11 protein-coding genes are annotated in these 16,770 nt (G+C 40.1%); 7 read left to right on the forward strand and 4 right to left on the reverse strand.

Annotation, left to right across the window (positions count from 1 at the left end; translation table 11 throughout):
- The 4 genes from OLM34_RS01835 to OLM34_RS01850 form a co-directional block, all read right to left on the reverse strand.
- Positions 1–192, reverse strand: a 192-nt coding sequence (locus tag OLM34_RS01835) for an apiosidase-like domain-containing protein (RefSeq protein WP_264404843.1), incomplete at its 3' end; no start/stop codon positions are given.
- Positions 193–433: 241 nt separating this feature from the next.
- On the reverse strand, positions 434–1,627 hold the full coding sequence (locus OLM34_RS01840; protein ID WP_264404844.1) for an MFS transporter: 1,194 nt from the start codon (positions 1,625–1,627) through the stop codon (positions 434–436).
- Between the two features lie 88 nt (positions 1,628–1,715).
- Entirely contained in the window at positions 1,716–4,334 is a 2,619-nt protein-coding gene (locus tag OLM34_RS01845; protein WP_264404845.1) for an ATP-binding protein, read from the reverse strand.
- Between the two features lie 6 nt (positions 4,335–4,340).
- A complete protein-coding gene (locus tag OLM34_RS01850) occupies positions 4,341–5,399 on the reverse strand; it encodes a metallophosphoesterase family protein (protein ID WP_264404846.1) in 1,059 nt (352 codons plus the stop codon).
- A gap of 680 nt (positions 5,400–6,079) precedes the next feature.
- Between OLM34_RS01850 and OLM34_RS01855 the strand changes: the two genes are divergently transcribed.
- The 7 genes from OLM34_RS01855 to OLM34_RS01885 all read left to right on the forward strand — a co-directional run bounded on the left by OLM34_RS01855 (position 6,080) and on the right by OLM34_RS01885 (position 16,764).
- The gene (locus OLM34_RS01855; protein ID WP_264404847.1) at positions 6,080–6,619 is read left to right on the forward strand and encodes an RNA polymerase sigma factor; all 540 of its coding nucleotides are present in this window, start codon (positions 6,080–6,082) and stop codon (positions 6,617–6,619) included.
- A 90-nt stretch (positions 6,620–6,709) separates the two neighbouring features.
- Positions 6,710–7,900, forward strand: coding sequence for a FecR family protein (locus OLM34_RS01860; protein WP_264404848.1), 1,191 nt, complete (start codon positions 6,710–6,712; stop codon positions 7,898–7,900).
- Between the two features lie 205 nt (positions 7,901–8,105).
- On the forward strand, positions 8,106–11,495 hold the full coding sequence (locus tag OLM34_RS01865) for a SusC/RagA family TonB-linked outer membrane protein (protein ID WP_264404849.1): 3,390 nt from the start codon (positions 8,106–8,108) through the stop codon (positions 11,493–11,495).
- Positions 11,496–11,510: 15 nt separating this feature from the next.
- Positions 11,511–13,133 (forward strand): RagB/SusD family nutrient uptake outer membrane protein, encoded by a 1,623-nt coding sequence (locus OLM34_RS01870; protein ID WP_264404850.1) that lies wholly within the window; start codon positions 11,511–11,513, stop codon positions 13,131–13,133.
- 39 nt (positions 13,134–13,172) lie between these two features.
- Positions 13,173–14,297, forward strand: coding sequence for a SusE domain-containing protein (locus OLM34_RS01875; RefSeq protein ID WP_264404851.1), 1,125 nt, complete (start codon positions 13,173–13,175; stop codon positions 14,295–14,297).
- Between the two features lie 11 nt (positions 14,298–14,308).
- Complete coding sequence (locus OLM34_RS01880; RefSeq protein WP_264404853.1) at positions 14,309–15,451, forward strand: SusE domain-containing protein; 1,143 nt, start codon at positions 14,309–14,311, stop codon at positions 15,449–15,451.
- A gap of 182 nt (positions 15,452–15,633) precedes the next feature.
- Positions 15,634–16,764, forward strand: coding sequence for a glycoside hydrolase family 76 protein (locus OLM34_RS01885; RefSeq protein ID WP_264404854.1), 1,131 nt, complete (start codon positions 15,634–15,636; stop codon positions 16,762–16,764).
- The last annotated feature ends 6 nt before the right edge of the window (positions 16,765–16,770 follow it).

The raw sequence follows: 16,770 nt of genomic DNA on the forward strand, positions 1-16,770 counted from the left end.
AAATAATTCCCATGCCGTGTCGCCCAAGTAAAAAAACGGCGTACCGTCTTCAAACACCAAAAACCGCCTGTTGTCGGATACCTTCAGCCTGCCATGAGAAAAATCGACAGATTTCCCCTCCCATTTCGTTTCTTGTGCCTGAACCGTGCAAATTAAAAGGCCGGCTATCAGCAGCAATAAATTTGTTTTCATCGTGTTTGTGTTTTTTATGTTCATCGTGTTGATCATTAATTCTATATACATGATTTAAAATAATTTAAGAGACAACTATTTTTTAATTTATGCTTTATTTTATCGAGAAACCCTTGTTCCATGTCGGGTACAACCGAAAGCCGATTTGTCCGCTGCTATTTGATGGGCTTCATGTATAGATCTTTCTTGAAGAATAGCAATAATGAAAACGCCGCGATTTGATGGATGAACAATAAAAGAATCAGCGGGATTTGATCGATTTTGCCAGCATCAGGAAAAAGGGAATGGAGACTGCTTCGAATAAAGCGGCCAATATCATCAGGGTATAAACCGAACGTTCGTATAACATTCCCATCAGGGCACCACCCAACAGCCATGAGAGACCGTAAAGGGTGTTGAAAATGCCGTAGGCCGAACCACGACGACGTATACCGGTGAGGTCGGCTACTGCCGCTCTCATAATGGTTTCATGAACGCCAAGTACAATTCCCCACAAAACAGTACCGATAATCACGGCAACAAGCGTGTCGGAAAAAGTGAGGAAAGGGATGAAGAGCGAAAGCAGGGGAACAATCATCAGGGTTTTCAGCCCCACCCGGTCATAGGCTTTTCCTATTATCAGTGCCGTTAACGCATCAACCCCCATGGCTAACGCAAAGAGAGCGGGAATTTGTGCATCGCCCGCAATATTCTTCATTTTAAGATGGTAACCGATAAGCGGAAAATTGGCAAAGCCCGCCACGGCAAAAAAGGTAAATAAAGAATAAAGTACGAAAGTTTTTGAAAACAGCCCGCTGCTCGCTGATCCGGATTCGTGGGCAGTTTCAAGTTTTTCGGGGTGAGGCAGCCGGTTTCGGGCTATGCATAATACAACCAACACTATCATTGCCGGTATCCACAGAACAGAAAAGCCCGAGCGGTAGTTGCCGCCTGCAAAAAGAATCGTCGAAAAAATGAGGGGACCAATGATGGCTCCGATTTGATCCAATGCTTCGTGAAGGCCAAAGCCGAATCCTCTTCCTACTTCTTTTGTGGCATACGAAAGGATGGTATCGCGAGCGGGCGAACGAAAAGCCTTGCCGACTCTTTCCAGAAGGATAAGCAGCGCAGCAATCTGCCAACTTTGGGTAAAAGAAAGAAGAGGGATGGATACAAGAAGTCCATACCCGATAAAGGTAAAGAGCCAGTATGCTTTGGTGCGGTCGGACATGAAACCCGAAAAAAGCCTAAGGGCGTAGCCAATGAACTCACCCAGTCCGCCAATGAGGCCAACCACTGTGGCACTTGCGCCCAGCAAAGCCAAGTAAGGACCGGTCACACCTTTTGCACCTTCATAAACAATGTCGCCAAAAAGACTTACTACCCCCATTAGAACGATGAACCGCAAGGCATTGGTTTTCCGAGAGGAAGTTTCTCTATCCTTTTTTCTGCTCATTTTCTGTTCGTTTTCCGTTCGTTTTTCACGACTTAGGGCAAATTCGCTATTTAACAACAAACCTGTCGAAAATGTTGTCGCAGGGAAATCACCCCAAAACAATCTCTTTGTAACGATTCCGATGCGAAGCTTTTTCCGCAAACAACTCGCGAATATGATCATCCATCGTCAAATAGATAATCTGCCAACCCGCGTCCGATAAATCGAAAAGTTGATCGATGAGCTTGGGCCTTCTATCGTAGTCGCTGTGCTGAAAAGCATCGTCAAGAATAAAAAAGGCGCTGTCGTTCATTATTTTTTTAGCCAGCGATACCCTCAATGCAAAAAGCACTTGCTCTTTGGTCCCCGTACTCAAATCCCGCATATCGAAATCGCCCATATCGCTGCTGATTGCAATCTGATCGCCATACGGCATCAACTTATCGTATCGGCCGGTAATATACAATAAGGTGCGTGAAAAATCGGGCGAATTAATAGTTGCTTGCACGCGTTCGTCTTCCTTACTTTGAAATTCGTCGATAGCCTGATGAACCAAAATACCGGCCACTATCGATGCTTCCTTTTGTTTCAGTTGCTCCAACGTATCTTTTTGTTTTTCATACAATTTTTCGATGATGGTGTTCCAATCGTCGTTGACGGAAGCATCCACAAGTTTGGCAACATCGCCTTTGAGTGCCCTATTTTCTTCTTCCAGCGCTTTCAGGTTGTTTTCCAACTCTTGAATTTCTTTTTCGATATCCGAAAGCCTGTTGGCATCGTATTCGATTCCGGGATCGTTTTCAATATAATGAGCAGGGTTCACGCCCAGTCCGGTGAGTTCGCCGGATAACTTGTTGATTTCATTCGTAATACGTGTATTTTGCTCTGTCAACTCGTTTAGCCTGTTTTCCCAATCGCCTTCCTCCACCATGCTGTGGAGTAAATGAAAAAAATCTACCGAAATTTGTTCGGACACCTCTTCCAACTCCTCTTCATTCCTCTTCAGCAGCGCCTCTATTCGTTGTTTTTCCTCTTCCAGATTTTTAAGTTTCTGCAATTCCTCTTCCAGCTCCGATAGTTTTTGTGCACTGTATTCTTCGCCGGGATCATTCAAATCGTAATCCGAAGGATCTACATTGAGACCGGCCAATTGTTTTTCTAATTTTCCCAGCTCTGTTTTTAGAGCGTTTCTGCCCTGCTTTAATTCACTCAAAGCCCTTCCCCACTCTTCTTGAGCCACGGGTTTGGGAAAAAATTGTAACAGTCCGCTCTCAATCTCCGCTCTTAATCTACCGATAGTATTTTCCAACTCGTTTTGATCGTTCTGCACCCGCTGTTGGATGGCCAATTCTTTTTCAAGCGTTTTGGTGATATTGTCCAGGGTGGCCAAATTGAGTTCTTCGTTGAATTTTTCCCTGAAATCGCTCTCCAACTTTTCCAATTCATCACTGTGGATTTTATATTTCAATTGTTTTCGCAACCTGAATGAAAAGAACACGCTGCATCCAAAGCCAACCAACATTAAAACGGAGCCTAAAGTAGGATTATGAGCGGCAAACGAAACAGTCAATCCCACAATAAACACAAGGAAAGCAAGTAACAACACTGTGAAGCCTACCTTCTGATTATGCGCACTTTGCACCAATGTTGAATACACATTTTTCATGCTTTGCACATGGCTGTATGCTTGATCTTTTTTCGCTAACGCTGCTAATTCGTCTGATTTTTTATCGCGCTCAATAATTTTCTCGTTGTAATTGGTGATTTTATTATCGAGTTTGCCAAGCTCATCGTCCGTGACGATGCTCAACTCACGATTAATTTGGTTTATCTTTTGATCTAACTTCCAGGCCAAGTGCCGCTTAGCTTTTCGTTGACAATCATAGGCTTGTCGCACACCTTCCAGCGGATCTACGGCGTTGTCCAGCTCACTGTTCCTGTTAGCATATTCCTCGTTTTTTTCGGTCAGTTTCTTATACCGGTCGATCCGACTTTTTATCTTATCCAGTTCTTCCTCCGGATAGGTTGCCCGTTCTTTTTTCAGTTCTTCTTTGCGCTTTTCCAAAAGATAGGCTTTATGGCGCTTAGCGCTGATCAGGGTTTCTTTTTGCGCTTTGAGTTTGTCGAGTTCGATTCTTAATTTTCTTTCTTCGCTTATCTTGTTTTCCTCCGACAATTTTTTTATCGTCATATCGATGTGCTCGAGGGCTTCCTGAAGATTAAGGTATTCACTGCCTTCTCCCGTTTTTCTGATGGTGATTCTTCCCTCGTCAATGATGGCACTTTTTACTGTGGCAGAAATGTTTTTATCGATATCGTCCAACATATTTTTAGCAAATAGCAGCTCTTTAAGCGTATCGGTGTCAATACCTTCGGGTTTTTCGCTAATATTTGACTCTCCGCTTTTGATGACTAACAGTTTGGCTAAAGACGACGGAACGCCTTGAATGTTTTTCTCGAAATATTTATCCAACTTGTCCCTGCTGCCGGGTGAATAATTTTTGATACTGTCATCGACGCCGGAAACAATGATTTTGCCCTGCCCATATTCTCTGTTATAACCCCATTGTGCTTTTTTACTGAACAGAGAACGAACGATAAATTCTACCAACAACGATTTTCCCCCTTCATTTTTACTGTAAATCAGATTAATATCGTCAAACTCGAGAGACGTTCGTTGAATAGGTCCCAAATTTTCGATGTTAATCTGCTCAATCCGTATAGCCATACCTGTTCAACCTTTATAAATTAAATGCAATGCTTGTTCCACGATCCCGTCCTTGTCGACATAGCGGAATTCGGGCAAACTGTTGATATTTTCAAGAATACGATTCATGATGGCTTCTCTTTCTTTGTCGATGACGATATTCAGCGCCTCGCTCTGCGGACCTTCGGCATCGTAAAAAGATAGCCCTCTTTGCCGAATTCGCCGTGTGACGGCATCCATCAATGCCCCCTTATCGCTAGTGAATCCTCTCAGAATCAATCGCAACTTTACTTTTGATAATTCTTCCTCGGTGAATCCCCATTTTGCTATCGTGGCGTCTATTTTTTTTAACGTGTCGTCAATTTCATTTTCCGTAGGGATAATCAATAATTTCTCAATCATATAAATGACATCGCTGTCGAGATGACCGTTTTCTATACCATCGGTATCGGTATCGTAAATCAAAAATCGGCGTTTCCCCGTCTCATTGATATTGAGCGGATAGGGAGAACCGGGATAGGAAACAATGCCGGCGTCGCTTGGTTTGTGGATATGCCCGAGGAACGCTCTCAGCGGTCTCATTTCCCAGATGAGCTTATTTGACAGCGGCATGTAATAGTTCCCTTCGTATTCGTCGGCCGATTTGTTTATCTCCAGATAATCGCCGTGGCCAACCAGTATCCATTTATCCGGCAAGGATTTATCGACAAAAAATGTAGTTAGGAGCTCATCCATAGAGCCGTAGCCGACTGCGGTATAGGGCAAAAAGAAAAAAGAGGTGTGATCGATTTCATCCAACGTGGGGGTGGTAAACAGGCGGATATTGCTTGCACTGAAAAAGCGTCGTTCTATTCCGACATCGTGATTTCCGGGTGTGATATAAAAAACGAAATCCTGATGCTGATTGCAAAAGGTATCAAAATCGTTATAATTGTATCGTTCCCTGTCGAACAAATCTCCGGCTACGATGAGTCGGTTTATATTTTTGCTGCGAAGATCGGAAATGATGTAATTAAGGGCGTTGTATCTTTCTGGAGTCTCATCTTTCGATTTTAAATGTAAATCTGCTGTTATACCTACTTTCATAATGCGTTAACTCTAGTCCGGTTCTTTCTCTCTTCACTCATGCAACAAATATAACGTTTTTTTGTTTGTATCGTCCTTTTTTTGTTTACATTCACTGTATGTATTGTCCTGCTTTTAATTTACATTGAGTGTAAACCTATTTCAGGACGAGACAAACCTATTTCAGGACGAGACACACCTTCTCCGCACCTTCGCCGTACCAAGTCCGTACCATCTCCGCTCCATGCTTGCATCAGGCTTGCGTCATCCTCGCATAAAGTTTGCACTGTCTCCACTCCTGTATCCCGCTCTACATGCAGCAAAGACATCGATTTGTTTTACACCGATTCCATGGAATCCGATGTTGTCGTACCTGCCTTGAAGCGAACAAAGAGCGAAGGAAGAGCGAAGAAGAAGCGAAGAAGAAGCGACAAAAAGGCCCAAAAATCTGTCTTTTCGAACAAAATTTCGTTGAACTCATTACCCAACGCCTAAAACAAAGTACGATACAAAAGTCGGCAATTGAAAAAACAGGTTAAAAACGAAACTGAATTTAACCTCACTTGCCACTAACCATCGTTAATTTGTTATAAAAGGTCAAATTGACTTTTTGGAAATTATCGGAAAGTACCCTATTTTTGAGGAAAAATCAGCACAATAACGATAAAAACCTGCATTTTTAGAAAAAATTTTTGAAGGGGATGAAAAATACGCATGATATCGCCGATATGTATAATCGCTATGTGAACGATTTATTTACGTATGCATCGTATTTTGGATTCCCGAAAGAAGCAATTATGGACGCTATTCACGATGTTTTTTGCAAACTGGCAGAAGATGAGCAACTGATCAAACGGGTTTCCAACAAAAAATCGTATCTCTTTAAATCGCTGAAAAACAGGCTATATGATATTTACCGCATGCAAAAACACGATCTCAGTCTTTCGGATATTGGAAATACGGATGAACTTCCATTCAATATCAATGTATCCATCGAAGACGACTTTATCGATGCCGAAGAGCAAGCCGGCATCAAAAAACAAATCGAAACCATGCTTCAATCGCTGACCGACCGACAACGCGAGATTGTGTATCTTCGGTATATTCAGGAATATGATTACCCACAAATAGCGGACATATTGAATATCAGCATTCATGGTTGCCGGAAACTGCTGTCGAAAGCCATGGAAACACTTCGTGAGAAATACGGTTCATGGATCATTTTTCTGCTTTTACCTTAAAGTTCAATTGTTAAATTTTGAAGTTTTTACGAAAACAAGGGGATAAAAAAATAGCTTCATCGTCTTTATATAAAAACATACAAGCAAACGATGTCCGATTTTTATTCCCGATATACCGATTTTTTGAAAGACGAAAAATTTCTTCGTTGGCAATTGTTACCGGATGAGACGTTGGATGAATATTGGAAAGATTTCATCCGGGAAAATCCTGAATTGAACAAAGAAATACAGCACGCGATTGCAGATTTAAAAGCTGCTGTATTGAATAAGAATATACTATCGGATTCCGATCGCCTCGAGTTGTTCCATCGAATTCAATCCACCATCAACGAAAAAAGAAGAAAAAACAACTTCAGGCGTATCCTTCAATACGGCACAGCAGCTTGTGCAGCCATAGCGCTCCTCATCATCGGTTTGAATTATTTCAATTTCGGAGAAAAGCCCCAAAAAGCGGATAATCAGGAATTGATTGTCGGCAATTTGCTGCAAAGTGAAGATATCCAATTGATTTCGGGGGAAAAATCGCATGAATATCAAAACGATATTGAAGTTAAAATTGATGAAAAAGGTAGAGCAAAGGTGATGCAAAAGGAAAATAACGAGCAAGAACAGATCGATATATCAACCACCGCCGTCAATAAAATGATCGTACCTTACGGCAAACGCACGCAATTGAATCTTTCCGACGGAACTAAAATCTGGTTAAATTCGGGATCGGTATTGGAATTTCCGACGCAATTTGCCGGAAAAAATCGAGAAATTCGGTTGTCGTCGGGTGAAATTTACCTCGAAGTTGCACCCGACAAAAATAAGTCGTTTATCGTTCACACATCCGACTTCAACGTAAAAGTGTATGGAACAAAATTTAATGTATCCATGTATAATGATTCGCCTCATTATGTTGTGCTGGTGGAAGGAAGCGTGGGACTGAAATCCACAACGAAATCGACTGAAATAAAATTGTCTCCGAATGAACAGGTTATTTATGGCGAAAATGGTATGTTCAACAAACGAGCAGTAGATGCAACTGAATTTGTCAGCTGGAAAAACGGCTATCTTTCTTTTGATAAAACGCCGATGACCGAAGTGCTGAAGCAAATTGGACGTTATTACAACCTTTCCTTCAATTTCGATCAAGATACAAACCTGCAAAAACGCACCTGCTCAGGAAAAATATACCTGTCTGATGATATTGACAATGTGATGACAACTATTGCCTTGCTTTCATCAACCCGTTACATCAAACAAAACGAACAAATCTACATTCTCAACGAAAAATAAACCTTTTTTAAAACAGGAACGCCTATGATAACATAAAAAATTTGAAAACCAAACAAAAAAAAGCCGGACGATACCCCACATACCATCCGGCCGCTAATTTAATTCTTATTTATCACAACAATCATTAAATCAACACAAAGATATGAATAAAAATGCTATTAGGGGAGCAATTTCCCTTGATAATTATCATCGAATTCTAAAAATAATGAAGATTACAGCATTTTTCTTATTTCTTGGCATCTTCTTCGCTCATGCCGAAACCGGTCATTCGCAAGGTGTCAAACTTACGCTTAACTTACGTTCAACGACGGTTAAGGAAGTATGTAAACAAATAGAAAAACAAAGCAACTATATTTTCGTTTTTTCGGATAATGCCGAAAATGAACTGAATAAGAAAATAGATATTTCTTCAAATTCCGAAAATATCGAAGATCTATTGGAAAATGTCTTTTCATCAACCGGCCTGAAATACAAAATTTTAGACAAGCAGATAGTGGTTTATGCCGATCATTCGAAAAATGACGCTAAAGAGGCCGGAAAAACGGAAACAAAAGAATCTGCTCAACAGGGGAATATTACAGTAAAAGGAAAAATCACCGATGAATCCGGAGAACCATTAATAGGCGCGACTATTGTCGTTGACGAGAATCCAAGTCAAGGAACGGTAACCGATATGGATGGGAATTATGTCATTAATAATGTTTCTCCCAATGCTTCTCTGAGAATTAGTTATGTTGGCATGAAAACTCAAATTGTTCCCATTAACAGCAGAACCACTATTAATGTAGTATTAGCTTCTCAAGCCGAAATATTGAACGAACTCGTCGTCATCGGATATGGTACACGACAACGCAAAAGTATAACGGGAGCTGTTGATCAAATCAATACCGCGACTTTCGAAAACAGGCCGGTAACAAATGCTATGCAGGCTTTACAAGGTGCATCGGCTAATCTTATTGTTCAGCAGAAAAATATGAACCCCAATGACAATAACCTCAGCATAAATATTCGTGGAGTAAGCACAATGGGAAACAACGATCCTCTGATCGTAATCGACGGGTTAATTTCAAGCACAAGCACTCTCAATAATTTAAATCCCGGCGATATCGAAAACATATCGGTCCTCAAAGATGCCGGAAGTGCGGCAATCTATGGATCGCGTTCGGCAAATGGAGTAATTTTAGTTACCACAAAAAAGGGATCAAAATCGAAAAAACCTGTAGTCAAACTAAGTGGCATGCTCGGCTATGAAAATCCGGATATTCTTTTCCAGCCCGTCGAAGGATGGCAAAATGCGATGTATCGAAACGAAGCCAACATGAATGTGGGTAGCGATCCATCATTTACACCTACACAAATACGCGATCTTTATGATCATAGAAACGAAGAATATTGGTATTTTAATGAAATCATGGAAAAAGCGCTCCAACAAAACTACAATTTAAATGTTTCCGGAGGAAATGATAATACAACTTACATGGTTTCGGCAGGCTATCTTAACCAGGAAAGCAATTTTGTGGGAAACTTTGGGCTTGAACGCTATAACTTTCGCAGCAACCTGACCACCGAATACGGTAAGCTTAAACTTACTTCTTTAATGGCTTACAATCGCAAGGACGAACGTACAATTGCCGGGGGAACGGGGAATGTAATAATCAATTCGTCACGAATTCCTCCCTATTATTACTATAAATTTCAACAAGACGGTAAATACCTCGTAAATGACGTGATCGGAGATGACAATACGTTAGCAAAATTAAAAGACGGAGGTTATGAGAAAAAAGACGAAGATAATTTTATAGGAAGTTTGAATCTTGATTATAAGATAATTACCGGATTATCAGCCAAAGGTCTTGTAGGACTCGATCTTACCCAACACCACCGCTTCCGTCGCGATAAAAAGGTCCCTTTATATTCAGCTGCTGATTTAGAAACACCGGTACTCTATATGAACCCAAAAACAATGACCGAAGATTACAACCAAAAGAGGTACACATTAAGTACACAATTTTTACTCGACTTCGATCGAACATTTAATTCATTGCATCATGTAACGAGTTTACTGGGAGTGTCAAATGAATCTTATACTTTAAAAGCAAGTAGAATAGCATGGGAATATACAGACGAAGATTTGGGACTTCCAACCACTGATAATTCAGTCCAAAGCAAAGACAATTACAACACAAATGCCGATACCGATCAAACAAGTATAAGCTCACTATTTGGCCGGTTCGGCTATGATTATCAAAATAAATATTATGGAGATTTTTCATTCAGATACGATGGATCATCCAAATTTGCAAAGGATCACCGCTGGGGGTTCTTCCCATCATTTTCAGCTGCATGGAGAATTTCAGAAGAATCTTTTATGGAAAATTATAAATCACAATTCGGCGATTTGAAACTTCGTACTTCTTATGGTATTTTAGGTAATCAAAATGTCGATAACTACTCTTATCAGACAGTTTATCAAATGTATAGCAATATCTATGTATTCAATAATCAATCGGTACCCGGGACAGGCTATACTTTTGGGAATCCTCTCTTAACATGGGAAAAGTCTGCCAACTTCAATATCGGTGTCGATGCTACGTTTTTAAATAATAGTTTATACGTATCGTTGGATTATTTTAATAAAAGGACATGGGATATTCTTTTATCCCGAGAAGTTTCATCGGTATATGGTAGCTCTGCCGCAAAAGAAAATTTGGGAGAAATGCAAAACAGGGGTTGGGAGACAACTATTACTTACAAATTAAAATCGGGTGATTTTGATCACAACATCAGCCTCAATATCGCAGATTCAAAAAATAAAGTTACCAATTTTGGTGGAAATGAACGTATAGATCAAAGCGATCAAATGTATAAGATCATCCGTGAAGGAGAAGCATTGGGTTCATATTTCGGATACAAAACGGATGGTTATTTCCAAAGTTATGAAGAAATAGCCAATAGTGCACTTCCGATTGGAGCTTCCGTACAACCCGGAGACGTTAAATATGTGGATTCGTACAAAGACGGAGTTATCGACGAAAAAGACAGGGTTGTTCTTGGAAATGCTTTTCCGAGAATGACATTCGGACTGACTTATGACGTCACTTATAAAGGATTCGATTTGGGTATTCTTATTCAGGGAGTCGGCAAACGCGAGATGTTCGTGCGAGGCGAACTGATCGAGCCGTTTCACTCCAATTATTCTTACGTTATATACCAGCATCAATTGGATTTCTGGACACCTACAAATCCCGATGCGAGATGGCCTCGTTTAGTTGCTCCTGGATCGGCATCCAGCGCAAATAACTGGGGAAAAGCAGGAACAGACATCTATTTATTGAATGGTGCTTATCTTCGTGTAAAAAATGTCCGGATTGGATATACCTTACCAAAAACAATAACTTCAAAAATGGGAATTGAAAAACTACGGTTAAATGTCAACGCTCAAAATCCCCTTACTTTATCCAAAAATTCATTTATTGATCCCGAATCATCCGAATTCGGTAATAATATGGGTGGAATTGGAGGAGTTGGAGCAAACAGCGCCCGCAATTATCCTACCTTGGTTTATTATGGAATAGGTATAGATGTTGAATTTTAAAAAAAGTGTATCATCATGAAAAAGGATAAATTAAAATACTGCTTTAGCATCATATTATTTATAATTATATCGTTACCCTCCTGTAACGATCTTGATCTGGCCCCAACGAACAAATTTACGGATTTGAATTATTGGACTTCTGAATCGAAAGCCTCTGCTGTTTTAAGTATGGCATACAATCAAATGTTTGGATCCGGTTATTTTTTTGCAAATGAAAGGTTATCCGACAATTTATACGAAGGTCGTGGAAATACGGATGAAAAGATTATTACCTCAGGGCAGGCTGATGCAGCGTTGGGCCGTTTTGCCAATGAATGGAGCAGCTGTTATGCAGGAATCAAAACGTGCCATACTTTTTTGGAAAATGTAGATAGGGTTCCCAAAATGGATGAAACATTGAAAACAAGGATGAAAGCCGAAGCTCGTTTCATCAGGGCTTTTCTGTTCTTCCGTCTTGCTTCTCAATACGGCGATGTTCCCTTGTTTGACCATAACTTAACTGTGGAAGAAGCTAATAGCATTGTTCGTTCAGCGAAATCGGATGTGATTAACTTTGTGAGAAACGAATTAAATGAAATTGTATCTGTTCTTCCTACAAAACAAGAGTATTCGGCATCCGACAATGGCAGAATAACAAAGGGCGCTGTAATAATGCTGCTTGCCCGTACCTATTTGTATGAAAATGATTGGGCTAATGTGGCTACTCTATGCGAAAAAATTATGAATGGCGAGTATGGAAAATATGAACTTTTCCCCAGTTATTCGGGACTTTTCCTCCCTGAAAACGAATACAACAATGAAGTAATCCTCGATATGGGCTACACATTGACTTATAGAACATGGAGCGACTTTTATGATGCGATACCTCTTTCTGTAGGTGGTCGAATCAATGCTTTTGCTCCTACACAGGAACTGGTAGATGATTATATTATGAAAAATGGCAAAGGAATCAAAGAAGAAGGATCAGGATACAATGAAGATGATCCTTATTCCAACCGGGATCCCCGTTTTGCTGCTACAATTGTTTATCATGGATATAAATGGAAAAAAGGAGACGGAACGGTATCGACTATTTACATAAAACCCGGTTCTTCTCAAGCAGCAGGAGCATCAAATCTGGACGAATATGCAGGACCGGGACAAAACTCTACGGCAACAGGATATTATCTCAGAAAATATTTCGACCCGACTGCACCTGCCGGAATGGAAGCAGGATTGAATTTAATTTTGATGCGTTACGCCGATGTTTTATTGATGTATGCCGAATCAAAATACGAATTGAATCAAATGAGCGAAGATGTCTGGAACAAGACAATCAAGCCTATTCGTGTGCGTGCCGGATTTACAGATGCATCAGCACTAAATTATCCCGGATTGACCGATTTGGAAAATATTATCCGTCGCGAACGCAGATGCGAACTAGCGATTGAAGGTCTGCGACTTTTCGATATACGCCGTTGGAAAACCATCGAAACCGTTATGAATGGATATCCGCATGGGGCAAAATTTGCTGCAAATAATACCCAATACATTCAACTTGATCAACGAAAATTCAATAAAGATCGAGATTATTTATTTGCAATTCCTCAGTCTCAAAGAGACATCAACAAAAACCTCACTCAAAATCCTGGTTATTAATCAAATGATGTCAATGGATGAATCTTTAAAAAAAAGACAATGAAACTATCAGCAATTAAATTAACAATAATAAGTGCTCTCATCTTAACATGGGCAGCATGCAGTAACGATGGAGAAGTAAGAGATTTCGGCGTAACTGCCGTGAGCAAACTTTATGAACCGAGCAATAACAAAGCCATCGTATTGCAATCTTCTACTTCGGCGATCCTCTATTTTGAATGGGAGCCGGCAAGAGCTGAAGACAGCGGTAATGTACTCTATGAAGTTGCTTTTGACAAGGCAGATGGAGATTTTTCAAATCCAATCGCAATCGTAACGGCCGATAATAATGGAGGTCAACCCCACGCTACACTTACACACAAGCAATTAAATCGGATTGCGGCTTTAGCCGGTATAGAATCGGCAATGCAGGGCACCATAAAATGGACTGTGTTTTCATCGAAAGGTATAAATCCTGTTAAAGCAGAAGAAGAACGCATGTTGACGTTGACTCGTTTACCCGGTTTCGCAGATATCCCCGGTTCGCTGTATATTACAGGCGAAGCAACCGAAGGAGGTGCCGATCTTGCAAAAGCATTAATTATGAAAAAAGTAGCAGACGGAGAGTTCGAAATCTACACCAAGCTTACCGAAGGTAAAACTTTTAAATTCGTCAGTGCCAATACAGGAACGCCAACCGAATATTCTTTAAGTGGTGAAAAAATTGTTGAAGGAGGAACCACAACTGCAACAAAAACGGGAATCTACAAATATTATCTGGATTTTAATATTGGTTCCTTTTCTACCAAAGAGGTCTATAAAGTAAACTGGTATTTAAACTGGTCGCAGAAAAAAATTGAATTACCCTACAAAGGGTTTGGTGTTTGGGAAATAACCAATTACACCATCACCGGACTTACGGGTAATGACAATACCGACGATAGGTATAAATTCAGGATGGAAAGCTCGACCGGTGAAACAGAATGGCGAGCAATCAATAACGACAGCAAGCCTACCGGAAACGAGTCGTACTATTACATGGTAGAGAAAACGAATGTGGAGCAATGGACGAATAATCAAGTATGGAAAAGCCCATCCACAACCGGTTGGAGCGACAAAACATATGATGTAACATTCTCGTTAAATCCGGAACGTCCCTATACCCATAATTTAGTAATCAAATAATCGCATTCATTATGAATAAAATAGATATTAACTTATCAATTATTGTCACACTTATATCGTTGATATTTGTGTCTTGCAATGACTCAATGGGTGATCCTGACACCAGATTGTCAGAAGTGAAAACGCTGATAGAACCTGCAGACGGAAAAACAATTACTCTTGAACCTTCGGCATCTGCTTCCGTATATTTTGAATGGGATTATGTTAAAGCCGAAGAGAGTGGCACGGCCATATACCAAATCGCTTTCGATACACAGGAGGGGGATTTTTCCAATCCTGTTTATGTGATGTATGCCGATAACAATGGATATTACAATCATGTTACTATTACGCACAAACTTCTAAACAAGATTGCAGGAATGGCAGACATCATGCCATCGGAAACAGGTACGCTGAAATGGACCGTTTTTTCAATCAAAGGGACAAAAATAATGAAAGCCAGTCAGTCTAACTCCCTTACAATCACACGGCTTTCCGGTTTTGCCGATTTGCCTATCGATGTCTATATCACCGGGGAAGCTTCAGAGGGTGGAACTGATTTGGCTCACGCTCAAAAGATGAAAGTTGTTTCCAACGGAACTTTTGAAGTATATACTCAAGTATTGGCAAATAAGCCTTTCTACTTTACGGATGGAATTACAGGTACCCCAAGACAATTTTATACTTCAAATGGTTTGGTTAAAGAAAATGGGACAACCACACTGTCTAATGGCGGAGTTTATCGAATCATACTGGATTTCAATACGGGTGCGGCTACGTATACCCTGGTTGAAAAAATCGGATTCTTTTTCTGTCCATCGAATGCAGTCCTTTTTGAACTCCCCTATATTGGTAATGGCATTTTCAAAGCAACCAAACAAACCGTCACTTTCAAACAAGAAAGTTGGGGAAGAGACCAAAGGTATAAATTTAGAATGTTTGTAAGAGAAAATGGAGGTCAAGGCGATTCAGAAGAACTGGAATGGGGAACATTGAACCAAACCGATTCACCCCCTACAGCCACAAGTCCCGAATCATATTATCACATGCAACTGGTCACGCCAACTCAATGGGATAATAAATGGAAATTGATGGGTGATTTTGACGGTGTACCGGCTGATTATACCGTTTATTTGCAAGCCGACAAACCCTATACGCATTCGATTTGCAAATAATATTGAATGATTAAGAATTAATGCTCCCTTAAAATGGGAGTATTAATTCTTCGCTTATAATTAGTGGTAAAAATGTAAACCGATTTATTTATTACATTATTTGTCTTAATTCCCATAACTTAAATACAAAATTTTGTCTCGACTTTTTTCGTTAGATATATCAAAAAATAAATTTCAATTCAATGAAAAAGACTTTTTCTCTTTTACTGAGCGCTTCTCTATTATTTACTTCATTTTCATGTCAAAAAGAAGCTGATCAAGCAAACAATAATAGCGACAATCCACAAATTGATTGGACACTCGCAGCCAATAGCAGCAGTCGGGCACTAATAAACCAATTTTGGAATGTAAATGGTAAGTATTTCAATACGAATAATAGTGGTGACAACAGCTTCCAATATTGGCCTCAAGCTCATGCCCTGGATGTGTTAATCGATGCCTATGAAAGAACAAACGATCAAACTTATCGAAACTACTTCGACCAATGGTTTGAAGGAGTGAAAATTAAAAATGGCAATACATTCCAAAATGATTATTACGATGACATGGAGTGGAATGCATTGGCTATTCTTCGTGCCTATGATGCCACCAAAGATGAAAAATTTAAAAATGCAGCCTTGCAAATATGGGAATATATTAAAGTAGGTTGGAACGACAATGCAGGAGGTGGAATTACCTGGAAAAAAGGAATGGAATACAGCAAAAATGCCTGCTCAAACGGTCCTGCCTGTATTCTTGCTGCGCGTTTATATCAGAAATTTGGAGACGAAAGCAACAAGGAATGGGCTTTGAAAATATATAATTGGGAAAAATCGACCTTATTCAATGCCAATAACGGCATCGTATATGATAACATAAACAGTGAAACCGGAAAGATTCAGGAATGGATATTTACGTACAACGAAGGAACCTTCATTGGTTCAGCCGTCGAATTATTTAAAATATTCAATGAAAGAGCATATTTAAATGATGCTGTTTTAGCAGCTGACTATACCATTAGTACGTTGGTGGATAATTCTATTCTAAAAAGTGAAGGTACCGGCGATGGTGGCTTATTCAAAGGAATTTTCATCCGATATTTTACCCAATTAATTCAGCAAAACAGACTGGATCCAACGGCTAAAAAACGTTATCTTCAATTCATAAAGCACAATGCCGAAACACTTTGGAATGAAGGGACATACAAACCCTCCACACTTTTTGGACCGAATTGGAGAGTATCGCCCGGCCCAACTACCGGATTAACTGAACAATTGAGTGGATGCATGCTGATGGAAGCTGCAGCAATGTTAAACAACAAAGGTCTATTATAAAAATCG

This window comes from Anaerorudis cellulosivorans (genome assembly GCF_025943985.1).
Taxonomy (GTDB): domain Bacteria; phylum Bacteroidota; class Bacteroidia; order Bacteroidales; family Dysgonomonadaceae; genus Anaerorudis; species Anaerorudis cellulosivorans.